This is a genomic window from Nocardioides flavescens (assembly GCF_009823805.1).
GTDB lineage: Bacteria > Actinomycetota > Actinomycetes > Propionibacteriales > Nocardioidaceae > Nocardioides > Nocardioides flavescens.
The window spans coordinates 131323-153086 of sequence record NZ_WUEK01000005.1 but is presented as its reverse complement, the minus strand read 5'-3'; the positions used below and the strand labels follow the sequence as shown (position 1 = coordinate 153086).

20 protein-coding genes are annotated in these 21764 nt (G+C 72.5%); 9 read left to right on the top strand and 11 right to left on the bottom strand.

Translation table 11 applies throughout. The features are described 5' to 3' along the window. The first annotated feature begins 12 nt into the window (after positions 1-12). The 3 genes from GRQ65_RS09580 (at position 13) to GRQ65_RS09570 (ending at position 4388) form a co-directional block, all read left to right on the top strand. Complete coding sequence (locus tag GRQ65_RS09580) at positions 13-1599, top strand: hypothetical protein (RefSeq protein ID WP_160877613.1); 1587 nt, start codon at positions 13-15, stop codon at positions 1597-1599. A gap of 105 nt (positions 1600-1704) precedes the next feature. After that, a complete protein-coding gene (locus GRQ65_RS09575; protein ID WP_160877611.1) occupies positions 1705-2736 on the top strand; it encodes a methyltransferase domain-containing protein in 1032 nt (343 codons plus the stop codon). A gap of 5 nt (positions 2737-2741) precedes the next feature. Next, positions 2742-4388: a glycosyltransferase family 2 protein gene (locus GRQ65_RS09570; RefSeq protein ID WP_160877946.1), complete on the top strand. Its 1647-nt coding sequence runs from the start codon at positions 2742-2744 to the stop codon at positions 4386-4388. A 31-nt stretch (positions 4389-4419) separates the two neighbouring features. Here GRQ65_RS09570 and nadC read toward each other — a convergent pair whose 3' ends face one another. The 6 genes from nadC to GRQ65_RS23955 are packed head-to-tail and all read right to left on the bottom strand — an operon-like array spanning position 4420 to position 10702. Next, the gene (gene nadC / locus GRQ65_RS09565; RefSeq protein ID WP_160877609.1) at positions 4420-5298 is read right to left on the bottom strand and encodes a carboxylating nicotinate-nucleotide diphosphorylase; all 879 of its coding nucleotides are present in this window, start codon (positions 5296-5298) and stop codon (positions 4420-4422) included. After that, positions 5295-6974, bottom strand: coding sequence for an L-aspartate oxidase (locus tag GRQ65_RS09560; protein WP_337191604.1), 1680 nt, complete (start codon positions 6972-6974; stop codon positions 5295-5297). The genes nadC and GRQ65_RS09560 overlap by 4 nt, the downstream gene beginning before the upstream one ends. Continuing rightward, complete coding sequence (locus GRQ65_RS09555) at positions 6958-8478, bottom strand: DUF2142 domain-containing protein (protein WP_160877605.1); 1521 nt, start codon at positions 8476-8478, stop codon at positions 6958-6960. The genes GRQ65_RS09560 and GRQ65_RS09555 overlap by 17 nt, the downstream gene beginning before the upstream one ends. Positions 8479-8487: 9 nt before the next feature. Continuing rightward, entirely contained in the window at positions 8488-8922 is a 435-nt protein-coding gene (panD, locus tag GRQ65_RS09550; protein WP_160877603.1) for an aspartate 1-decarboxylase, read from the bottom strand. Continuing rightward, positions 8922-9791, bottom strand: coding sequence for a pantoate--beta-alanine ligase (gene panC / locus GRQ65_RS09545; protein WP_160877601.1), 870 nt, complete (start codon positions 9789-9791; stop codon positions 8922-8924). The genes panD and panC overlap by 1 nt, the downstream gene beginning before the upstream one ends. After that, positions 9788-10702 (bottom strand): DUF2520 domain-containing protein, encoded by a 915-nt coding sequence (locus GRQ65_RS23955; RefSeq protein WP_160877599.1) that lies wholly within the window; start codon positions 10700-10702, stop codon positions 9788-9790. The genes panC and GRQ65_RS23955 overlap by 4 nt, the downstream gene beginning before the upstream one ends. Before the next feature lie 184 nt (positions 10703-10886). Between GRQ65_RS23955 and GRQ65_RS09535 the strand changes: the two genes are divergently transcribed. Continuing rightward, positions 10887-11477, top strand: a complete 591-nt coding sequence (locus GRQ65_RS09535; protein WP_160877597.1) for a class I SAM-dependent methyltransferase — start codon at positions 10887-10889, stop codon at positions 11475-11477. Here the strand turns inward: GRQ65_RS09535 and GRQ65_RS09530 are convergent. Next, entirely contained in the window at positions 11441-12406 is a 966-nt protein-coding gene (locus GRQ65_RS09530) for a glycosyltransferase family 2 protein (protein ID WP_202387867.1), read from the bottom strand. The two genes, GRQ65_RS09535 and GRQ65_RS09530, sit on opposite strands and share 37 nt — an antisense overlap. After that, entirely contained in the window at positions 12403-13491 is a 1089-nt protein-coding gene (locus GRQ65_RS09525; RefSeq protein ID WP_337191603.1) for a sulfotransferase family protein, read from the bottom strand. The genes GRQ65_RS09530 and GRQ65_RS09525 overlap by 4 nt, the downstream gene beginning before the upstream one ends. A gap of 20 nt (positions 13492-13511) precedes the next feature. On the opposite strand from GRQ65_RS09525, the gene GRQ65_RS09520 reads away from it, so the two are divergent. From GRQ65_RS09520 to GRQ65_RS09500, 5 genes are all read left to right on the top strand, one after another. Further along, entirely contained in the window at positions 13512-14672 is a 1161-nt protein-coding gene (locus tag GRQ65_RS09520) for a glycosyltransferase (RefSeq protein ID WP_160877595.1), read from the top strand. A 137-nt stretch (positions 14673-14809) separates the two neighbouring features. Next, a complete protein-coding gene (locus tag GRQ65_RS09515) occupies positions 14810-15661 on the top strand; it encodes an ABC transporter ATP-binding protein (protein ID WP_160877593.1) in 852 nt (283 codons plus the stop codon). After that, on the top strand, positions 15658-16383 hold the full coding sequence (locus GRQ65_RS09510; RefSeq protein ID WP_160877591.1) for an ABC transporter permease subunit: 726 nt from the start codon (positions 15658-15660) through the stop codon (positions 16381-16383). Before GRQ65_RS09515 ends, GRQ65_RS09510 begins: the two co-directional genes overlap by 4 nt. After that, positions 16383-17132 (top strand): ABC transporter permease, encoded by a 750-nt coding sequence (locus tag GRQ65_RS09505; protein ID WP_160877589.1) that lies wholly within the window; start codon positions 16383-16385, stop codon positions 17130-17132. The genes GRQ65_RS09510 and GRQ65_RS09505 overlap by 1 nt, the downstream gene beginning before the upstream one ends. Before the next feature lie 31 nt (positions 17133-17163). Further along, on the top strand, positions 17164-18105 hold the full coding sequence (locus GRQ65_RS09500; RefSeq protein WP_160877587.1) for an ABC transporter substrate-binding protein: 942 nt from the start codon (positions 17164-17166) through the stop codon (positions 18103-18105). A gap of 168 nt (positions 18106-18273) precedes the next feature. Here the strand turns inward: GRQ65_RS09500 and GRQ65_RS09495 are convergent, their stop codons facing one another. From GRQ65_RS09495 to GRQ65_RS09485, 3 genes are read right to left on the bottom strand one after another with little or no spacing between them, the layout of a single operon-like run. Then, positions 18274-18852, bottom strand: a complete 579-nt coding sequence (locus tag GRQ65_RS09495) for a VTT domain-containing protein (protein WP_160877585.1) — start codon at positions 18850-18852, stop codon at positions 18274-18276. A 7-nt stretch (positions 18853-18859) separates the two neighbouring features. Further along, positions 18860-19621: an MBL fold metallo-hydrolase gene (locus GRQ65_RS09490; RefSeq protein WP_337191602.1), complete on the bottom strand. Its 762-nt coding sequence runs from the start codon at positions 19619-19621 to the stop codon at positions 18860-18862. Then, positions 19618-21759: an alkaline phosphatase family protein gene (locus GRQ65_RS09485; protein ID WP_160877583.1), complete on the bottom strand. Its 2142-nt coding sequence runs from the start codon at positions 21757-21759 to the stop codon at positions 19618-19620. Before GRQ65_RS09485 ends, GRQ65_RS09490 begins: the two co-directional genes overlap by 4 nt. Between the last annotated feature and the right edge of the window lie 5 nt (positions 21760-21764).

Sequence of the window (21764 nt, the reverse complement as noted above, 5' to 3'; positions counted from 1 at the left end):
GCCGCCCTGGCGGTGGGCCTCCTGGCTTCCCTCCTGGTCCTGGCGTCACAGGCGCGGCGTCTGTACTTCTTCGGGGACGACTGGGCGTTCCTGCTGAAGCGCACCGTCAGCTGGCACGACCTGATGGCTCCGCACAACGAGCACTGGTCGGCACTGCCCGTCCTGGTGTTCCGCGCGATGTTCCGCCTCTTCGGGATCGACCACTACCTCGCCTACGGGCTCCTACCGGTCCTGCTGCACGTCGCCGCCTGCGTCCTGCTCTTCGCGCTCATGCGGCGCAACGGGATCGGCGGCTGGTCCGCCCTCGTCGGCACCGCACCCCTGGTCTTCCTGCAGGGCAATCTCGCGGAGAACCCCCTCTGGGACTTCCAGATCGGGTTCCTCGGCTCGGCCGTCCTCGGCCTGGTCGGACTCCTGCTGGTGCACGACCCGGGTCGACGCTCGTTGGTCCTCTCGTGGGCCGCCTCGGTCCTGGGACTCATGTGCTCGGGCATGTCACTGCCGATGGTGGGATGGCTGACCGGGTACGCCCTGCTGAGGCACGGCCCGAGGCGGGCCTGCGCCGTCGCGATCGTCCCTGCAGTCGTCTACGTGGCGTGGTTCCTCGCCTACGGACGCGGGGCGAACGCCGCCGGACCGTCGGCGACCGGCCCCGCGTTCCTCGGCTTCGTCAGCAGTGGCCTCGCCAACTTCTGGCAGCAGGCCCTCCCGATCGCCTCGGCGGGTGGCCCCTTCCTCCTCCTCCTCGCCTGCTACGCCGTCCTGGGTCCGCTGACGACGGACCGACGCGCCCTGGCCGTGTCGGGCGTGGTCGCCGTGATCGCCATGTACGCGCTGATCGGCTTCTCCAGGGCGGGGTACGGCGTCGACTTCGCGCTGGCCAGCCGCTACAGCTACTTCGCAGCCCTCTTCACGCTCCCGGCGTTCGCCGTCGTGGTGGAACACGCAGGGCGCCTCATGCACGAGCGTCCTGGTCACAGGGCCGTCGCCACGGCGGCGCTGCTGGCCCTGACCGTGGCGATCGGCATCACGCAGACCCTGTCCTACGGCGCCTCCCGCGAGAAGCTCACCGACGGCTTGGAGCAGCGGCTCGCCGCTACCGAGCGGCTCATCGACGACGGAGGCACCTTCCTCTCGCAGTCCGTCTCGCCGACCTACAACCCGGACATCACACTCGACGGTCTGCGCCGCGACGACGTCCGCTCGGCGCTGCCCGCGTCGGCGGTCACGCGACGTGAGGTGATGGAGGCGTCGGTGGTCGTCCAGACGGCCGCGTCCCCGTCGCGCTTCGACCTCCCCACGGCTGACGTGACGCTACGTCGCGTCGTCGGCGACCCACCGTCCGCGGGCTGTGCGGACCTGGTCGCCGAGGACGACGCCTGGTTCCTCATCCCGGCCAGCCGAGAGGGAGGACAGATCGCGGTCGTCACCTCCGCCTCCGGTCTGAGCGCCGCTCTCGTGGCTGCTGAGGTCAGACCCGCACAGACGACGCTCCCCACGACGCCCGGGGTCGCGACCTGGATCGCGAGCACGGCGCGGGTCGCGGGTCTCAAGGTGCAGGTGCCTGCGGGCCCGTTCCAGCTCTGCACGAGCGTCTGACGTGCCGACCGCAGGCCTCGGGATCGGACGGTCCACTCCCGTAGAGTGCCCGACTGCGACCAGTGCACCTCCTCAACGAACCGACGATGACAAGGCTCAAGACGCGTGAACAACGGCTCCCGCTACCAGACAGAGGTCGATCTCACCGCTGGCAACTTCAGCCAGGGGATGATCGTGGAGATGGTCGGGCCCGACATGCGCGTGCTCGACGTCGGATGTGCGGCCGGTGACACTGCGCAGGCCCTCGTGGACCAGGGCTGCACCGTCTCCGGGATCGACATCGAGGACGCCGTGCCGGCCGAGCGGCGCTCCATCTTCGAACGGCTCCTGGTCGGTGACATCGAGCGCGAGCCGCTCAGCACGCTCTTCGACGCCGGGTCCTTCGACGTGGTGGTGTTCGGTGACGTCCTGGAGCACCTCCTCGACCCGGTTGCTGCGCTGCGAGATGCATCGGTCCTCCTGAGCGATGGGGGACGCGTGGTCGTGTCGATCCCCAACGTCACGCACGCCTCCGTCCGCTACGCGCTCGCGCAGGGCCGGTGGCGCTACACCGAGACCGGTCTGCTCGACGAGACGCACGTGCGGTTCTACACCCGCGAGTCGGTCTGCGACGTGCTCGAGCGCGGGGGTCTCGTGATCGACGACCTGCGCGCGACCATCGCGGACCCGTTCGACGTCGAGGTGGAGTTCCAGGCCGAGGCGCTGCCGGACGGCTTCGTCGAGTGGGTGCGGCACCAGCCCGACGCGATGGCCTACCAGTTCCTGGCGACCGCCCACGTCGCGCTCGATGACGAGCAGCCTGCACGACCGCCGCTGCGACCGGGCGCACCCCCGGACCGGGTGCGCCGCAGGGACAGCTTCCACGCCGCCGCCGAGGAGTCCCGCCGAGAGCGCCACCAAGAGCTCCGGCTCCGCGACCACGTGGTGGGCCTCGAGGCGCAGGCCGCGAGGGCCGCGGCGTCCGAAGCTGCCGCGATCGCCAAGCAGGACCGTCTGGAGCTGCGTGCGAAGAAGCTGCGCGCGCAGCTGGACGACGTGCTCCGCGAGATCGACGCCCTCCCCCGGTGGAAGACGACACCCGCTCTGCGGGAGGCCGTCGAGGCGGCGAGGTCGCCGCGTCTGCGCAAGGAGCCGTGACGACGATGCCGTCGCCGTTCTTCTCCATCGTCACCCCCGTCTACCAGCCACCGACGGACGTCCTGCGCTCCATGATCGAGTCGGTGCGGGCGCAGACGTTCCAGGACTGGGAGCTGATCCTGGTCGACGACGCATCACCCGATCCGCAGGTGCTCGCCACCCTGAGGGGTGCGGCAGCCTCGGACCCGCGGATCACGGTCGTCGCGCGACCGGAGAACGGCCACATCGTGGCGGCGTCCAACGACGGTGTGCGAGCTGCCTCCGGCGAGTTCATCGTCCTCGTGGACCACGACGACCTCATCACGCCCCGCGCCCTGCAGCTGATGCACGCGGCGATCCAGGCGGAGCCCGAGGCCGACTACCTCTACTCCGACGAGGACAAGATCGACGTCAACGGGCGTCGGTACGACACCTTCCGCAAGCCCGACTGGTCCCCCGAGCGGTTGCGGGGCCAGATGTACACCTCGCACCTGTCCGTCTACCGCACCGAGCTCGTGCGCGACGTGGGCGGATTCCGCGACGGCTACGACGGGTCGCAGGACCACGACCTCGCCCTGCGAGTGTCGGAGCGTGCCCGACGGGTGGTGCACGTCCCTGAGGTCCTCTACCACTGGCGCGTCGTCCAGGGTTCCGCCGCCGGCGACAGCGAGGCCAAGCCCTACGCCTGGCTCGCTGGCCAGCGTGCGGTGCAGGACCAGCTCGACAGACTCGGGATCGAGGGCACCGTGCACCGGGGGCAGGTCCCCGGCACCTACGTGGTCCAACGGCGTCTCGACCCGTCCGTGCGCGTCAGCGTCATCATCCCGACCCGCGGCAGCGGGGGCCTGGTCTGGGGTCGGCGTCGGGTCTTCGTGGTCGAGGCGGTGCGCTCGCTGCTCGCCAGGGGCGGCCACGACAACCTGGAGATCGTCGTCGTCCACGACACGGCGACCCCACTCACCGTCCTGGAGGAGCTCGAGGCTCTGGGCGCCGCGGACCTCCGCCTCGTCCCCTACGACCAGCCCTTCAACTTCAGCGAGAAGTGCAACCTCGGTGTCACTGCGTCGTACGGCGACGTGGTCGTGCTGCTCAACGACGACATCGAGATCGAGAGCGACGACTTCCTCGCTCAGCTCTGCGGCCCGTTGGCCGAGTCCGACGTCGGTATGACGGGCACTCGACTGCTCTTCGCCGACACCACCGTCCAGCACGCGGGACTGGTGCTGGACCGCCGCGACATGGTGCACGCCTTCGCGGGCCGGCGCAACGACGATCCCGGGCCGTTCGCGGCGCTGCTGGTGAACCGGGAGACATCAGGACTGACCGCGGCGTGCGTGGCTCTCCGCAGGGAGACCTTCGAGCGCGTCGGTGGGTTCAGCGAGCGGCTCCCCGCCAACTTCAACGACGTCGACCTGTCCCTGAAGATCGGCAACGAGGGACTGCGACAGGTGTGGGTCGCGAACGCTGTGGCCTTCCACTTCGAGTCCCAGACCCGGGTGCCCGTCGTTCACGACTGGGAGCGCGACCTGGTCCTGCAGCGCTGGCACCTTCCCGAGCAGGACCGCTACCTCCCCTTCCTGAAGCCGGTGCCCTCGAGGACCCGACGCCGGAGCACGATGCTCGTGACCTCGGCCGACCCGGCCCGTCGTCGCCGCCGGTGGAGGTCGCGCTGAGGCAGGGCCCCCGCGGGCGCGGGCGGCCCGGTCACCCGGTGGTGAGGTCGAGCCCCAGGTCGAAGACGCGGGCCGAGTGGGTGAGCGCCCCGACCGAGATGAAGTCGACCCCCGTCTCCGCGACCTCACGGGCGCGGTCGAAGGTCAGCCCGCCGCTGGCCTCGAGCGTGGCGCGGCCCGCCGCGATCTCGACCGCCTCACGCATGACGTCGGTCGGCATGTTGTCGAGCAGGATCTCGGTGCAGCCGACCTCGAGGAGCTCGCGCAGCTGGTCGAGGTCGGTCACCTCGACCTCGACGCGCAGGTCGGGGTACGCCGCCCGCACCGCCTCGTAGGCGGGCACGACGCCGCCCGCGGCGACGACGTGGTTGTCCTTGACCATCGCTCGGTCGCTGAGCGACATCCGGTGGTTGAGGCCGCCGCCGCAGCGCACGGCGTACTTCTGCAGGGTGCGCCAGCCGGGCAGCGTCTTGCGGGTGTCGAGCACGCGGGCGCGCGTGCCCTGGAGCGCGTCGACCCAGGCCGCGGTGGCGGTGGCGACGCCCGAGAGGTGGCTGGCGTAGTTGAGCGCGGTGCGCTCGGCGGTGAGCAGACCGCGGGTGGGCCCGGCGACGCGCATCACGACGTCGCCCGGCTCGACGCGGGTGCCGTCGGCGACGCGGTCGAGGACCGTGACCGAGGAGCCCATGACGGTCTCGAAGACCAGCGCGGCGACGCCGAGCCCGGCCACCGTGCCCGGCTCGCGGGCCGCGAAGACACCCTCCCCGAGCGCGTCCCCGGAGATGGTGGCGACGCTGGTGACGTCGACGGTGGGCACGTCCTCGGCGAGTGCCCGGTCGATCGCAGCCTGGACCTCGTCGGGGTTCAGGCCGGCCTCGCGGAGCTCGGCGTGCAGGGCGGAGGCGCTCATGCGAGCGCGTCCGTCGCGACACCCGGGACGTAGACGTGGTCGGCGAGGCCGTCGCGCATCGTCACGTCGACGTGACCGGCGAAGTGGGCGTCGTCGCGCTCGGGGAAGTCCTCGCGCCAGTGCGAGCCACGGGTCTCCTCACGCATCGCGGCGGCTCCGGCGAGGGCCCTGGCGATCGTCACCAGGTTGGTCGTCTCCCACGACTCGAGGTCGATCTCGCTCGCACCCTTGCCGACCAGCCCGTCGATCTCGGCGGCCGCGTCGGAGAGCCCGGCCGCAGTCCGCAGGACACCGACCCGAGCCGTCATCGTCTCCTGCAGCTCGCGCCGGGTGTCGCCGGCGATCAGCCCCATCGTGCGTACGTCGGGCGCCGGGTCCGCCCAGGGCCGCAGCTCGGCCGGGAGGACGCTCGCGATGCGGCGGGAGAAGACGAGCCCCTCGAGCAGCGAGTTGGACGCCAGCCGGTTGGCGCCGTGCACACCGGAGCAGGCCACCTCGCCGGTGGCGTAGAGCCCGGGCACGTCGGAGCGCCCCCACAGATCGGTGCGCACGCCGCCGCTGGCGTAGTGGCAGGCGGGCGCGACGGGGATCAGGTCGTGCACGGGGTCCACACCGTGCTCGCGCGCGGTGGCGAGGATGGTCGGGAAGCGCCGCTCCCAGAACTCCGCGCCGAGGTGGCGCGCGTCGAGCCACATGTGCGGGTGCCCGGTCTCGAGCATCCGCTTCATGATCGCCTTGGCCACGATGTCGCGGGGAGCGAGGTCGGCGAGCTCGTGCACGCCCTGCATGAACCGCTCACCCTCGAAGTCGACGAGGAAGGCGCCCTCACCGCGCACCGCCTCGGAGATGAGCGGCTGCTGGCCGCGGGAGTCGGCGCCGAGGTACATCACCGTCGGGTGGAACTGCACGAACTCCAGGTCGCGCAGCGTCGCGCCCGCCCGCAGCGCGAGCGCCATGCCGTCGCCGGTGGAGACGGCGGGGTTGGTGGTCTGGCTGAACACCTGCCCGAGACCACCCGAAGCCAGCACCACTGCCCGGCAGTGGACGGCACCGACCCCGTCGCGCTGGCCCTCGCCCATGACGTGCAGCGTCACCCCGGCCACGCCGCCGCCGTCCCCGAGGGGCCCGCTCAGGAGGAGGTCGACGGCGAGGGCGCGCTTGATCACCTCGATCTCGGGTGCGCGGCCGATCGCTGCGATCAACGCCCGCTGTATCTCCGCGCCGGTCGCGTCGCCGCCGGCGTGGGCGATGCGGTCGCGGTGGTGACCGCCCTCGCGCGTCAGCGACAGCTCGCCGTCGGCGCTGTGGTCGAAGTTCGTGCCGAGGGCGATCAGCTCGCGCACCGCCTCGGGTCCCTCGCGCACGAGCGCGCGCACGGCGTCGAGGTCGCACGCACCGGCCCCGGCGACGAGGGTGTCGACCTCGTGCTGCTCGGGGGTGTCGCCGGGCCCGAGGGCAGCAGCGATCCCGCCCTGCGCCCACTGCGTCGACCCGGCGTTGAGCCGGTCCTTGGTCACGACGAGCACCGTCGCGCCCTCGGGCAGCGTGTCCTTGAGCCGCAGCGCCGCGGTCAACCCGGCGATGCCGGAGCCGATGACGACGACGTCGGCGCTCGTCGTCCAGCCGGGCTCGGGCGCCGCGAGGCGGCCGGGAAGGTTCCTAGGCGATGGGGGCACGGTGTTCCGATCTCTCGAGTGCGTCACGTCTGGTGACGCACAGGCTGAGCGCGACGAAGGCGGTGACCGCGAACCCGAGCACCCCCAGGGCCCAGACCGTCGTGGGCCCCACGGGCAGGTCCCACCACCACTCACGCGAGGTGTCGAGGTCCAGCGCGGAGACGTCGGTGCCGGTGACGTAGCGGCGCATCTGTGTGTGCAGGGCGATCGCGTTGGCCAGGGACAGTGCACCTGCGAGGGCGAGCCAGGTCCCGCGGCTCAGCCGCGGGACTCCCGAGAGCAGCACCAGTGCGAGGAGGACGACGACCAGCGGCAGGAGGTAGCGGGGCTGCATGCCCTGGCCGACGACGAGATCGCCGCGCACCAGCACGTAGCTGGGGTAGACGATCAGCGACGCCAGGCTCAGCCCGAGGGCGATCGCGTGCGCGAACGGAGCCCGGTGCAGGCACCGCACAGCCGTCGTGAGGAGCACCCCACCCGACAGGAACCCGACGAGAGGGGGCACCGGCGTGTCGAGCCACCCCATCCGGCCGAGGGGCCCGCTGCCCAGGAAACCCGTCCACAACGTGGGCATCTGTGTGAGGTTCGACCACAGCAGCTCCAGGGTCGACATCTGAGAGGCCTCGCCGAGCACCTGCTCCGAGGCGAGTCCCCCCGTCACCGCCGACGCCTGGCCAGCCCCCAGGAACAGGACGGCCGCGATGCCGACGGCGACCACCCCGGTGACGACCGGGGCCGGCTGCCGCGCCAGCCTCCGCCCGTTGAGGATGAAGACGAGCACGACAGCCATGGCGGTGAACAGGCACGCATCGGCCCGTGCACCCGCCCCCACGAAGGTGGCGATGACGGCCATGCCGCACAGCGCGGCCCGCCTGCGGCCGGTCGTGGCGAACGCCGCGTGCAGGGCGACCAGCACGCTGGCGGGGCCGACGATCCCCCACCCGCTCGGGTTCGTCGAGCTGATCAACGAGAGTCCGAGCGGAACGCTGCTGACCAGCAACGGCAGGACGGCAGCGGGTCGCATCGTCGACGGGACCAGCGCGACCAGGGCCCCGAGCACCGCGATCACCACGAGCGCCGAGAAGATCCGCATCAGGACGACCGACACCATGGGCGCCGAGGTCACCCACAGTCCCTGCAACCAGTAGTACACGGGAGGGTAGGAGCCCTGCCAGTTGCCGACTCCGACCGAGATGTCGTCGCCTGCGGCCGCGATCACCTCCTGCTGGCAACGGGCGCTCTCGGCGGCATCGAAGTTGAAGCAGATCTGGACCCCGGAGATCGCCGCGGGGACAGCACGAGCGTCGGGGTCACCGGGGACGCTCTCGCACCGCCCGGCGGCCTCACCGTGCGCGCACCAGATCGACGGCAGGTGGAAGTTGTCATCAGGCGAAGAGCCGGGCGCCGAGGCGAGGGCCCACGCCACAGCCGAGAGGATCGCGGCGCAGAACGCGACGACGGCAACGCCGATCGAAGACCTGGAGCGGTGTGTCGCGTCGTGCACCGCTGCACCTTAGCCGCGGGGCGTCGCGCCCGCCGCAGCGAGACGGCCAGAGGTCAGCGTCGGGTCGTCGAACGTCTCGGCCGGGTCACCGCCGCGTCCGACGACGCGGTTGTCGGCGTCGACGAAGACCACGTGAGGCACGAGAGCCTTCGCCTCCGCGTCCTCGACCAGGGCGTAGGCGATGAGGATGACGACGTCGCCGGGGTGCACCAGGTGCGCGGCGGCGCCGTTGATGCCGACGACGCCCGAGCCGCGCTCGCCCGCGATCGTGTAGGTCTCGAGCCGGGCGCCGTTGGTGACGTCGACGATGTGGACCAGCTCGCCGGGCAGCAGGTCGGCGGCGTCGAGGAGGTCCTCGTCGACGGTCACCGACCCGACGTAGTGCAGGTCGGCCTGCGTCACCGTCGCGCGGTGGATCTTGCTCTTCATCATCGTGCGCAGCATCAAGATGGCCTTCCCAGGACGAGCGGCAGGTTGTCGATCAGGCGGGTGGTGCCGACCTTCGCGGCGACGAGCACACGCCCCTCGGTCCCGTCCGGTACGTCGACGGGCAGGTCCGCGAGGTCGGGTGTCGTGACGACGAGGTAGTCGAGTTCGACGCCCGGCTCGGCGTCGAGTTCCGCCTGGGCGGCCGCGAGCGCGGCACCGGCGCCCTGGACGGCCTCGTCCTGGGCGCGCCGGAGCGCCCGGCTCAGCACGAGGGCCGCCGTGCGCTGGTCGACGTCGAGGTAGCGGTTGCGACTCGAGAGTGCGAGCCCGTCGGGCTCGCGGACGGTCTCGGCGCCGACGACGACGACACCGAGGCACAGGTCGTCGACCATCCGGCGCACGAGCACGAGCTGCTGGTAGTCCTTCTGCCCGAACACCGCGACGTCGGGTCGCACCAGCCCGAACAGCTTGGCGACGACGGTGAGCACGCCGCGGAAGTGGCCGGGTCGGGTGGCCCCCTCCAGCACGGTCGCGAGCGACCCGGGCTCGACGGTGACCTGCGGCTGGGCGGGCCAGCCGGGGTAGACCTCCTCGACCGCCGGCGCGAACACCACGTCGACGCCCTCCCGGCCGCAGACCTCGAGGTCGTCGGGCAGCGTGCGCGGGTAGCGGTCGAGGTCCTCCCCCGCGCCGAACTGCAGCGGGTTGACGAAGACCGACGCGACCACCGTGCCACCGCCCACGCGCGACCGCGCCTCGCGCATCAGCGTCGCGTGGCCCTGGTGCAGCGCCCCCATGGTCGGCACGAACCCGACCGGCCCGGCGCGCTCCGCGAGCAGGCCGAGCAGCTCGCCCCGCGTGGAGGCGAGGACGGGGTCGGTCACCGCCGCGACCGCTCCACGGCCCGGGCGCGCGCCGCGGCGCGGGCCTCGGCGGCGTCCAGAAGGTCGCGCATCCGGGCGGCCCGCATCGGCACCAGGCGACCGTCGGTGACGGCGCGACCGAGTGTGGCCCGCGCGAGCGCGACGTACGACGCGAGGGTCTGCGGGGCGCTCGCCTCGACGTCGCGCAGGTGTGCCTCGACCGTGCCGAGGTCGCCGCGCACGATCGGGCCGGTGAGCGCGGTGTCGCCGTGGGCGAGCGCGTTGTCGAGAGCGGCGCCGAGGAGCGGCCTCAGGGTCGCGGCGGGGTCGGTCGCACCGGCGGCGGCGAGGATCTCCATCGCCTCTGTCACCAGCGTGACCAGGTGGTTGGCGCCGTGCGCGAGACCGGCGTGGTAGAGCGTGCGCATCTCCTCGGGCACCCACATCGCGGTGCCACCGAGGTCGGCGACGAGACCCTCGACGACCTCGCGCTCCCCGGTGCCGGCGGTGAGGCCGAAGACGCAGCCCTGGAGCCGGTCGAGGTCGACCGCGGTGCCGGTGAAGGTCATCGCCGGGTGCATCGCGGCGGTGCGCGCCCCCACGGCCCGCGCGGGCTCGAGGACGGCGAGGCCGTGACGGCCCGAGGTGTGCACGACCAGCTGGCCCTCGTGGAGGGCGCCGCTGTCGGCGAGCATCTTCGCGACGTTCAGCAGCATGTCGTCGGGGACGGCGAGCAGCAGCAGGTCGCAGTCGCGGGCGACGGCCGACGGCTTGCGGCGGCGTACGCCGGGGAGCAGGGCGGCGATCCGCTCCCGCGAGGCGTCGGACTCACCGGCAGCGGCGACGACCTCGTGGCCGGCCGCTCGCAGCCCTGCGCTCAGGACGGCACCGACGCGTCCCGCGCCGACCACGCCCACCCTCAGGTCAGACACCTTCGTTGACCTCCCCGCCGGAGTCCGGCGTCACGCGCTGCTCAGGGCCCGGCGCTCGTCGGGCCCGCTCTGTCCTGCTGATCCGCTACTGCGACATCGACGCTACGCCGATGCACGCCGTGTCGACAGGAGTACCCGCGTGACGAAGACGACAGTCATCCGTCGTGGCCGTTACAGTCCGCGCATGGACGACACGCGCAGCGAGGCCTACGCCGAACGGCTCCGCACCAAGGAGTTCGCCCGTTGGAAACAGGTGCTCGACGTGCAACGTCCGTACCGTTGGAACCTCCGCCGCCAGCACCTCGGTCGCACTCTCGACGTCGGGTGCGGCATCGGCCGCAATCTCGTGTCGCTCTCTGCCGACTCCGTGGGCGTCGACCACAACACGGAGTCGGTCGAGGAGGCCCGTCGCCGGGGCTTCACCGCCTTCGATGCGGACCAGTGGGCGGACAGCGAGCTGCGCGTCCCTGCGTCCTTCGACTCGCTGCTCCTCGCTCACGTCATCGAGCACATGGACGAGCCGTCGGCGGTCTCGCTCATGGAGGAGTACCTGCCCTACCTGAAGCCGGGCGGCACCGTGTTCTTCATCTGCCCGCAGGAGCGCGGCTACACCACGGATGCGACGCACGTCCGGTTCGTCGACCTGGACGCCCTCGAGGCCCTGTGCCAGCGGGTCGGGCTCGAGGTGGAGAAGCGCTACAGCTTCCCCTTCCCCCGCGCCGCAGGCCGGGTCTTCACCTACAACGAGTTCTGCGTGCGAGCCAGGTCGAGCTGAGCCGGCGACGTCGGCGCAAGCTCCGGCAGCCCGACCTCGAGGGGCCGGGGGGCTTGGGGCAGCCACGTCTGCGTCACGTGGTCGACGACGTGGACGCCATCGGGAGCAGTGATCTCGTGGACGCCGGGGACCACCTCGCCGCGCTTGAGGGCCTGGAAGACGGTCCACTCGCGCCGCTTGCGCTTGTTGCGGTACGACGTGGCGAAGGACTCGGGGTCGGTCCAGTGGGCGAACTCGTCACCGTCGAGGTGCTTGAGCTCGACGCACAGCCCGTGCGGGAGTCCGATCGAGCGCACCGGCTGGGGAGTCGTGCGGATCTCCCACTCGTAGGCCTTGGTGAAGACGAAGTCGGGGCCGATCGGGAAGCCCCACTCCTCGGCGTTGCGCAGGCCGAGGTCGAGGAAGGCGCGCCGCTCGGACTCGACGTACAGCCCGTGACGCGGGACGCGGATGATCGACTGCACGTCGCCGACCTGCCAGCCGAGGTCGCCGATCGACACCTCGCCCTCGGTGGTGAGGACCATGTCGCCGTCCCACTTCCACGAGTAGCGGGTGCCGACCTGCGCGAAGCACCAGTTGTAGAAGTAGGCCAGCGAGTGCACGGAGCGCTCGGGGGTGGCGAGGTGCTCGGCGCCGGCGCGCGCGACGGCGAAGGGGTACGTCGCCTGCTCGAGCTTGTGGCCCAGCCCGAGCTCCTCCGCGGTGCGGCGGGCGACGTCGGGGGTGCCGTCGGTGGAGCCGTTGTCGACGACGAGGACGCGGTCGGTCGCGCGCAGCAGCGGCGGCAGCACCCAGGGCAGGTTGACGGCCTCGTCCTTGACCCGGAGCACGGCGGTGGCGCCGGGGCGCAGCCCGCCGGGGCGCTTCCAGGGCCAGGTGACGTCGTACTCGCTGTGGCCCTCGAGGTTGACCAGGTCGGGAGCGCTCACGGGCGCGGCCGTCCGGCGACCCGGCGCAGGCCACGGCGCACCGACGGCGGGATCGCCGCGCGTACGCCGTGCGGGATGCGGTCGACCGCACTCGGAGCGGTCTCGGGAGCGGCCGCGGCGGGCCGCTGGCGCTTGAGGGCCTGCTCGGCGGCGACGACCGAGGAGCGCGAGATGGCGGCCGACTCCTCGTAGAGGTCGACGTAGGCCTCGCGCAGCTGGTCCAGCGCCTCGTGCGCCTCGGGGGTGTCACCGCCGGGGTCGGCGAGGGTGTTGAGCTGCTCCCAGGTCTCGGCGGTGAGCTCGTGCAGCTGCTTCGGCAGCCCGAGGTCGGCCAGGGTCTGGCTCATCCGGCGGAGGTTGGGGTCGACGAAGCGGTGGCCCTCGCGGATCTGCTCGGAGTCGGCGTGGAGCACGTGCTGCAGCTGCAGCTGCTCGGCGACCCGGCTGGTCGTCTGCACCCAGTCAGTGAGCAGGTCCTCGTAGCGCACGAAGACCCGACCGCCGTCCGCGACGGACTCGCGGGTGCCGCGCTCGGTGTGGAGCATCATGTTGAGCCAGCTGGCGGCCAGGTGGGCCGAGCCGAGCCGGTTGGCGTAGTAGGTCTGCTTGGAGCCCACGACCTCGCTCGGCTGGCGCAGCATGGTGGCGAAGACCGGGGTGGCGCCCGTGCGCACCGCGGCGACGCGCCACAGGCCGAGGAACCACGCGAGCCGCGGGTCCTTCACGACCAGCTCGGTGCTGACCTGGAAGTGGCTCTCCAGCCACTCGGCGGTCGCGATGCGCTCGGGCTCGCGGGTCGAGACGCGACCGGTCTCGAACCACGCCTCGGGCCGGCTGTCGCTGACCTGGACCAGCGCCTCCTTGAGCAGCCGGTCGTGGTGCTCGACCGCCCACCGCGGCTCGCCGAACCCCTTGGGGTTGGTCTCGTCGGCCACGACCTCCGGCTGGGGCACGTGCAGGCCCATGATCCGCATCAGGCCGGCCATCGTGCTGGTGCCGCTGCGCCCCGCGCCGGCCACGAACAGCACCTTGCGCGGGTACGTCGTCGGGTCGGTCAGGCTGAGCTCTGCGGGGGCGCCGGTCACGGGGTGAGAGCCTAACGTCCGTGCTCCTGCGCAGACGATCGCTGCTGAGCGTGGTGGTGCCGGCCTACGACGTGGCGGCGTACCTCCCGGCGTGCCTCGACTCGGTCCTCGCCCAGCGCACCGGCCGCACCGCGCTGGAGGTGGTGGTCGTCGACGACGGCTCGCCCGACGACTCAGGCGAGATCGCCGAGGCGTACGCCGCGCGCGACGCGCGGGTGCGCGTCGTCCACACCGACAACCACGGTCTCGGCGCCGCACGCAACGAGGGGCTGCGCCACGCGCGCGGCGAGCTGCTCGCCTTCGCCGACTCCGACGACGTCGTGCCGCCGGGTGCGTACGCCGCGCTGCTGGCCGCGCAGCGCCGCAGCGGGGCCGAGGGCCGCACCGACCTGGTCACCGGCTCGATCGCGCGCTGGGAGGCCCCGCACGTGCTGCCCGACGGCACTCCCGGCCCGCTGGTCGAGCCGCCGTGGATGGAGCGGCTGCACCGCCAACGGCGCACCCTGCAGATCGACGAGCTGCCCGAGCTGCTCGGTGACGTCTTCGCGTGGAACAAGCTCTACCGCGCGGCGTTCTGGCACGAGCAGCAGCTCACCTGGCCCGAGGGCGTGCGCTACGAGGACCAGCCGTGCACGACGCGGGCGTTCCTCGCGGCCGAGCGGATCGCGGTGCTGCCCGAGGTCGTCTACCACTGGCGCATCCGCGCCGACGGCTCCTCCATCACCCAGCAGCGCTCGTCGCTGCGCGACCTGCGCGACCGGTGGACGACCAAGCGGCTCAGCCTGGCCGCGGTGCAGGCGCACGGCGTGCCGGAGACGACCACCGTCTTCCGCGACCGGGTGCTGGCGGGCGACCTGCACCGCTACTTCGCCGAGCTGCCGGGCTGCGACGACGCGTGGTGGGAGCTGCTGCGCGACGGCGTGCGGGAGATGTGGGGCGAGCGTTCGCTGACCCGCTCCGGCCTGCTGCCCGCCGACCGGCTCGTCGGGTGGCTCGTCGAGCAGGACCGGCGCGACGACGCGACCGCCGTGGCGGCGTACGCGCGGCAGCTCGGGCGCCCGCTCGACCGCGTCCCCGGACCCGGACCCGGAGGGTCGCTGCGCCTCGACCTGCCGGCCGAGGTGGTGGACGTGGGCACCGTGGCAACGGAGGCGCTGGCCCTGCGAGACACGGAGCGCTGAGGACGGCCCGATCGCGGAATCCCGTGTTGCGTGGGCCTTTTCGTGATGCACCCGTGTCCGACGACTCACCGATGGGGTGGGCCACGTTGTCGGAGGTTGTGCATACGCTGGCCACCCCACGAGGTGAGGTGTTCACCATGATCGAGTTCCGCGGTGTGTCCAAGCGGTTCCCCGACGGCACGCTCGCCGTCGAGGAGTTCGACTTCACGCTCCCGTCCCGCAAGACGACCGTCTTCGTCGGCTCCTCCGGCTGTGGCAAGACGACGCTGCTGCGGATGATCAACCGGATGGTCGAGCCCAGCTCGGGGCAGGTCCTGATCGATGGTGAGGACGTGGCCGGCCAGGACAAGGTCAAGCTGCGCCGGCGCATCGGCTACGTCCTGCAGGCCTCCGGGCTGCTGCCGCACCGCAAGGTCGTCGACAACGTCGCGACGGTGCCGGTCCTCAACGGCGTGCCCAAGGCCAAGGCGCGCGCCGACGCCCTCGAGCTGCTCGACAAGGTCGGGCTCGACCGGTCGCTGGCCCAGCGCTACCCGCGCCAGCTGTCCGGCGGCCAGCAGCAGCGCGTCGGTGTCGCCCGGGCGCTGGCGAGCGACCCCAACATCCTGCTGATGGACGAGCCGTTCGGCGCGGTCGACCCGATCGTGCGCGCCGACCTGCAGGTCGAGCTCAACCGGCTGCAGCGCGAGCTCGGCAAGACCATCGTGTTCGTCACCCACGACATCGACGAGGCCTTCGTGCTCGCCGACCAGGTCGTCATCCTGCGCAAGGGCGGCGCGATCGCCCAGGCCGGCACGCCCGCCGAGATCCTCGCCGCGCCGGCCGACGACTTCGTCGCCAGCTTCATCGGTGCCGACAAGGGCAAGCGCCACCTGCAGCTGCAGCAGCGCGAGGGCGACGGGGGGCTGACCCTCGTCGTCGACGGCGACGGCCGACCGGTCGGGGTCCTCGAGGACGGGGAACGCCGACCGGGAGCCGCCGCCTCGTGAACTGGACGCGCAACAACCTCGACCTGATCCTCGACTACACCCTCAACCACGCCCGGCTCGCGATCATCCCGATCGTCGTCGCGTTCCTCCTCGCGATCCCGCTCGGCTGGCTGGCCAACCGCAGCGCGCTCTCGCGCTCGGTCGTCATCACCGTGGGCAGCCTGCTCTACACGATCCCGTCGCTGCCGCTGTTCGTGATCCTGCCGCTCGTGCTGCCGACCCGGGTCCTCGACGACACCAACCTCGTCGTGGCCCTGTGCATCTACGGCGTGGCGATCATGGCCCGCTCGGCGGCGGACGCGCTGGCCTCGGTCGACAAGACCACGATCGACGCCTCCGTGGCCATCGGCTACTCCCCCGCGGCCCGGTTCTTCAAGGTCGAGCTGCCCCTGGCCGGGCCGGTGCTCCTCGCCGGCATCCGCGTGGTCTCGGTGAGCACGATCGCGCTGGTCTCGGTGGGCGTCATCATCGGCTCGGAGAACCTCGGCTACTTCTTCGCCAACGGCAAGCAGCGCGGCATCCTCGAGGAGGTCGTCGTCGGCATCGTGATCAGCCTGCTGCTCGCGCTGATCTTCGACCTGGTCATCGTCTTCCTCGGCAAGGTGCTGATGCCGTGGAACCGCGGGGACGCCGGCGGGCGCGGGTCCCGCGCGGACGCTGACGCCACGATCCACCACTCGCGCATGCGCGGGCTGGCCGCGCTCGTCGGGTCGGTGCGCTGATGGACCTCCTCCTGAGCGCCCTGCGCTGGATCTTCGACGGCTCCCACTGGCAGGCCGGCAGCCAGAGCCCGCTGCCCATCCAGGACCGGCTGGTCGAGCACCTCGCCTACACCGCGATCTCGGTGGTCATCGCCGCGCTGATCGCGCTGCCCCTCGGCTTCTTCATCGGCCACACGGGGCGGGGGCGCCAGTTCGTCATCGCCTTCACCGGCTCGATGCGCGCGCTGCCGACCCTGGGACTGCTGTTCTTCCTGCTGATGGTGTTCGGCTACTGGCTCTCCTACGACACCGCGCCGATCGTGGGGGCGACGATCGCCTTCGTCGTCCTGGCGATCCCCTCGATGCTGGCCGGCGCCTACTCCGGCCTGGAGTCGGTCGACCGCGGGGTCATCGACGCGGCGCGCGCCAACGGCATGACCGAGTGGCAGATCCTGACCCAGGTCGAGATCCCGCTCAGCCTGCCTCTCATCATCGGCGGGATCCGCGCGGGGACGCTGCAGGTCATCGCGACCGTCACCATCGCCTCCTACGCCGGCCTGGGCGGGCTCGGCCGGATCATCACGAGCGGCATCGGGCTCAACGACTACGACCTGATCCTCGGCGGTGCCCTGCTCGTCACCTTCCTGGCCCTCGTGGTCGACGGCCTCTTCGCCCTCCTCCAGCGCGTCACCGCGACGCGCGGGCTCTCAGACAGCCACTCCGCGGCATCCAGCCGCCCTCAGTCGGTCACCACGACCGCCGGCGCGTGACCCGCGCGCCTGACGAAAGGGAACAACCACCATGACCACCACTCTCCGTGCCCGGTTCGGCGTCGTCGCGCTGACCCTCGGCCTCGGCGCCGCGCTCGCCGCGTGCGGCTCCGACGACCCCACCTCGACCGCGTCCTCCGGCGACGGCGGAGGCGACAAGGTCATCGTCGGCTCCTTCGCGTTCCCCGAGAGCGAGATCCTCGGCGAGATCTACGCCCAGGCCCTCGAGGCCAAGGACATCGACGTCGACACGAAGTTCAACATCGGTCCGCGCCAGCAGACGATCCCCGCTCTCCAGGACGGCTCGATCAACCTGATCCCGGAGTACAACGGCAACCTGCTGGCCTACTACGACCCGGAGTACACCCAGCGCTCCACCGAGGAGGTCGACGGCGCCCTCGGTGACGCCGTGGCCAAGGACAAGCTGCGGGTGCTCGACTCGGCCGAGGCCGAGGACAAGGACGCCTACGTCGTCACCAGCGACACCGCGGAGTCCGCCGGGCTGACCAGCATCGGCGACCTGTCGAAGCTGGTGCCGTTCAAGCTCGGCGCCAACCCGCAGTTCGGCGAGCTCGGCTACGGCATCCCCGGCCTGAAGGACGTCTACGGCGTCGGCACCAACTCCGGCGACGTCGAGTTCGTCCCGATCGAGGACTTCGGCGGCCCCGACACCGTGAAGGCGCTCGTCGACGACACCGTGCAGGTGGCCGACATCTACACCACCTCGCCGGCGCTGAAGACCGAGAACCTCGTCGTGCTCGAGGACCCGGAGAACATGATCTCGGCGCAGAACGTCGTGCCGCTGATCGCCGACAGCGTCTACAGCGACGAGATCGCCGATGTCCTCAACGCCGTCTCCGCCGACCTCACCACCGACGACCTGATCGCGCTGCGCGACCGGGTCGAGGGCGACGAGAAGGCCTCTCCGGCCACCGCGGCCAAGGACTGGCTGGACGACAAGGGTCTGCTCTGAGCATCCCCGCCTGACGTCAGAGGCCCCCGCACCCGGCTCGGGTGCGGGGGCCTCTGGCGTCGCCGGGTCGCACTAGTTTCACCGGGTACCCGGTGGAACTGGCGCTTCCCGCACGAAGCTTCGTCCGGGAAGCGTGAGTTCCGTGCGGTCAGTACGCCGGGCCGCGGCTCAGCCGCGGGCGCGGCGTACGAGCCCGGGCGCGACGGAGGCGACGAGCGCGGCGGCGATGACGACGGCGATCGCGGTCGTCTGGTCGTCGAAGACGGCGTCGCCGAGCACGCCGATGGCGCTGTAGGCGACGGCCCAGAGCAGGGCGGCGCCGACGGCGGCGGAGGCGAAGCGCTGCCACGGGTAGCCGGTGAGCGAGGCGACGAGGAGCACCGGGATGCGACCGCCGGGGATGAGCCGCGAGACGAGCAGGGTGCGGATCTCCCGCTCCTCGAGCCGTTCGCGCAGCCGGTGCAGGCGCGCGGTGACGGCGGCGGCGTCGCCGTCCTCGAGCCAGCCCAGGCGCCGGGCGAGCGGGGTGCCGGCGGCCGACAGCACGCCGTAGGTCACCAGGTCGCCCGTGTAGGCACCCGCGCCGCCGACGAGCACCACGAGCACGATCTCGATCGGCTCCTCGTGCCCGGCGAGCACCGCCGCGCCGCTGACCGCAGCGCCGGTCGGCACGACGGGCAGCACCGCGCCGAAGGCGACCACGGCCCACAGCACGAGGAAGGCGGTCGGCGAGAGGTCCGAGATCACCGCAGCATCACCGGTCCACCGTCTCCCCCGGTCGCACCACGATCGCCTCGGTGCCCGATCCGGCCATCGCCGTCACGAACCGCTCGCCGGGGGTCACGAACAGCTCGCGGTGCGTACGACGCGCGAGCCGCCGGAGCCCGAGGGGCCAGAAGGTGCCCCAGTGCACGCCTACCGCCCAGCGGGCCCCGACCCGCCGCACCGCCTCGGCGGCGTCGTCCGGACCCATGTGCCCCTCACCCAGGCTCGGCCCCCACCCCCCGATCGGCACCAGCGCCAGGTCGACCGGCCCGAGGTCGACCATGTCGTCGCGCAGCCCCGTGTCGCCGGGGTACCACCACCGGTCACCGGTCCCGAGGTGCGTGACCCGGAACCCGAGCGCCGGCGCGCCCGCGCGGTCCAGGGGGTGGCGCCGGCCGTCGTGGGAGGCCGCGAGCACCTCGACGCGGACGCCGGCCCGCTCGACGACGTCGCCGGGCGCGACGGGCACCAGCGGGCGGTCGGCGAGGCGGGAGAGCACCGGCTCGCTGCCGCGGGGCACGACGAGCGGCACGTCGGGCGCGAACCGCGCCAGCGAGGGCACGTGGCAGTGGTCGAGGTGCTGGTGGGAGACGAGCACGAGATCGGCCTCGGTCGCCGCCGGGCCCGGGCTCGCGGCGTACCGCCCGAGGTGCGCGAGCCGGTCGACCAGGAGCGGGTCGACGGCGACCCGGGCGCCACCGGCCGCGACGGTGGCCGACGCGTGCCCCCACCACGTGCAGCGCAGGGTCACGACGCCTGCTCCCGGTCGCCCCGCAGCCCGAGGACGACCAGCCGGTCGACGAGCGTGTCGTGCACCTGGCGCCCGGTCAGCGGCTCGTCGAGCGGCGCACGCCAGCCCGCGGGGTGCAGCAGGAACGCGTCGCTCTGCCACCCGCCGAGCCCGCCGTGCGAGCCGACGAGCTCCTCGAAGGCGACGACCTCGCCGAGGCTGGGGTCGTAGCGGCCGAAGGCGACCAGATCACCGACGTGGTCGCGGCGCTCGAGGGCGATCAGGTCGGCCAGCGCGTGGGGGCCGTACGCCGCCAACGGGTCGTCACCCTCGCCGCCGGCGGGGTGGGCACCGTGCCAGGCCCGCCAGCCGTCGCCGCCGTCCACGACGACAGCGCCGTCGGCGCGCCGGGTGAGGACGACGCCGACGTGCGGGTGCTCGGCGAGGCCGCGCACGAGCCGCGGGTGGAGGGCGTCGAGGCGCTCGCGGGTCAGCCGGCCCGGCTCGCCGGTGCAGTAGACGTGGGCCAGGCTGCCGGACGCCGCGACGACGAGCTGGTCGGGAGTCTGGGCGGCGTCACCGCCCTCGAACGGCGCCGGGTCGCGGGTGAGCGCGTGCACGAGCCACCGGGCACCGCGGGTCAGCAGCCGCACCGAGCCGGTCGCACCGGCCGACAGCGCCGCCACGGGCACCCAGGTCTCACCGGTGGTGCGCTGCCCGGGCTCCTCACCGGCGTTCTCGACCCGCGGCGACTCCGACAGCTCGCGCACGACGTCGGTGAAGGTCCGACCGCTCAGCTGCAGGAACGTCGAGCCCTGCGCCTGCCCGTGGTCGGAGACGACCGCGATCTCGTAGCGCCGTCCCACCTCGCGCGTGAGCTGGTCGAGGACGTCGAGGACGCGGTCCATGTTCTCCAGGGTCCGCATCGTCTCCGGCCGCGACGGCCCGGCGTGGTGCGCGACCTCGTCGTAGTCGACGAAGTCGACGAAGACGACCGGGGTGCCGCGGGTCAGCTGGTCGGCGACGATGGTGACGTTGAGGTCGCGCAGGATGACCGTGGTCAGTCCGCGCAGCACCACGAACTGCCCGCCGCGCCGGATCCGCGGGACGACGTCGCGCATCCGCTGGCGCCGGCCCTGGTACCACTCCGTCACGACCTGGCCGACGAACAGCGTCAGCGAGCGCAGGAACCCGAAGCGCAGCGTCGCGAACGACGCCGAGCCCGGGTCGCGCCCCGGCAGCCGCGCGTCGCTGATGGTGAGCAGCCGGGTGGGGGCGTCGCCGGAGAACAGGTTGCTGACGCTCGCGCCGCCGTACGCCAGCAGGCCGCGGCCGTCGGACATGTCGGCCTCGATCTCCGCGGCGTCGGCGGGACGGCTGGCGGCGAGCAGGCGGCCGCGCTGCTTGTCGTACCACCGGAACCCGGGCACCGAGGTGTCGTCGCCGTGCAGCAGGACGGCCTGGCCGGCCGGGGTCGTGGCGGGCACGCCGGTGTGCCAGCGGCGCAGCACGTGCGAGCCGCCGCGCACCCACGAGGAGATCGTCGGCACCGACCCGGCGGTGATGGCCTGGCGCAGCAGCGGCTCGCTGACGCCGTCGAGCTGCACCACGAGCAGCCCCGGGCCGTCGGCGCCGGCCCGGGGCGTGCGGCGTACGGCGCGGCCGAGCACCTGACCGTGGAACACCTCGTCGCTGGAGGTGTCGACGAGCCAGTTGAACGACGCGGCCGCCACCGCCGAGGCCCACGAGGCGATGACCACCTCGCTCGCGCTGAACGGCTCGACCGTCGGCACGACCGCCAGCGCCAGCGCGAGCACCGCCGCCTGGGTCAGGAGCCCGAACAGCAGCAGCCCGACGACGCCGGTCAGCACGGTGAGGTAGGTGATGAGCGGGCGCAGCAGCGCGCCGAGCGCCAGCACCGCGATCGCGAGGTTGGCGACCGAGTAGGCGCCCTGGGTGACCTGGGTGCCCGGCAGCAGCCACAGGCTCACCGCGAGCGCCGCGAACGACGTCGCGAACGCCCGCACCACCCCGCGCAGCCACTGCCACGACGGCCTCCACGAGCCCAGCAGCGTGAGTCCGAGCCGGGTGCGCCGGGCGACCTGGCCGGTGCCGCGGACCCCCGCCGGCGCCGTACCTCCCCCCACGCCCCCGCTCACCCGGC

Excerpts from the sequence above, each read along its gene's own strand:
- GRQ65_RS09570 (WP_160877946.1), top strand. The coding sequence starts at position 2,742 with ATGCCGTCGCCGTTCTTCTCCATCGTCACCCCCGTCTACCAGCCACCG.
- nadC (WP_160877609.1), bottom strand. The coding sequence starts at position 5,298 with ATGAGCGCCTCCGCCCTGCACGCCGAGCTCCGCGAGGCCGGCCTGAAC.
- panD (WP_160877603.1), bottom strand. The coding sequence starts at position 8,922 with ATGCTGCGCACGATGATGAAGAGCAAGATCCACCGCGCGACGGTGACG.
- GRQ65_RS09535 (WP_160877597.1), top strand. The coding sequence starts at position 10,887 with ATGGACGACACGCGCAGCGAGGCCTACGCCGAACGGCTCCGCACCAAG.
- GRQ65_RS09515 (WP_160877593.1), top strand. The coding sequence starts at position 14,810 with ATGATCGAGTTCCGCGGTGTGTCCAAGCGGTTCCCCGACGGCACGCTC.
- GRQ65_RS09505 (WP_160877589.1), top strand. The coding sequence starts at position 16,383 with ATGGACCTCCTCCTGAGCGCCCTGCGCTGGATCTTCGACGGCTCCCAC.
- GRQ65_RS09500 (WP_160877587.1), top strand. The coding sequence starts at position 17,164 with ATGACCACCACTCTCCGTGCCCGGTTCGGCGTCGTCGCGCTGACCCTC.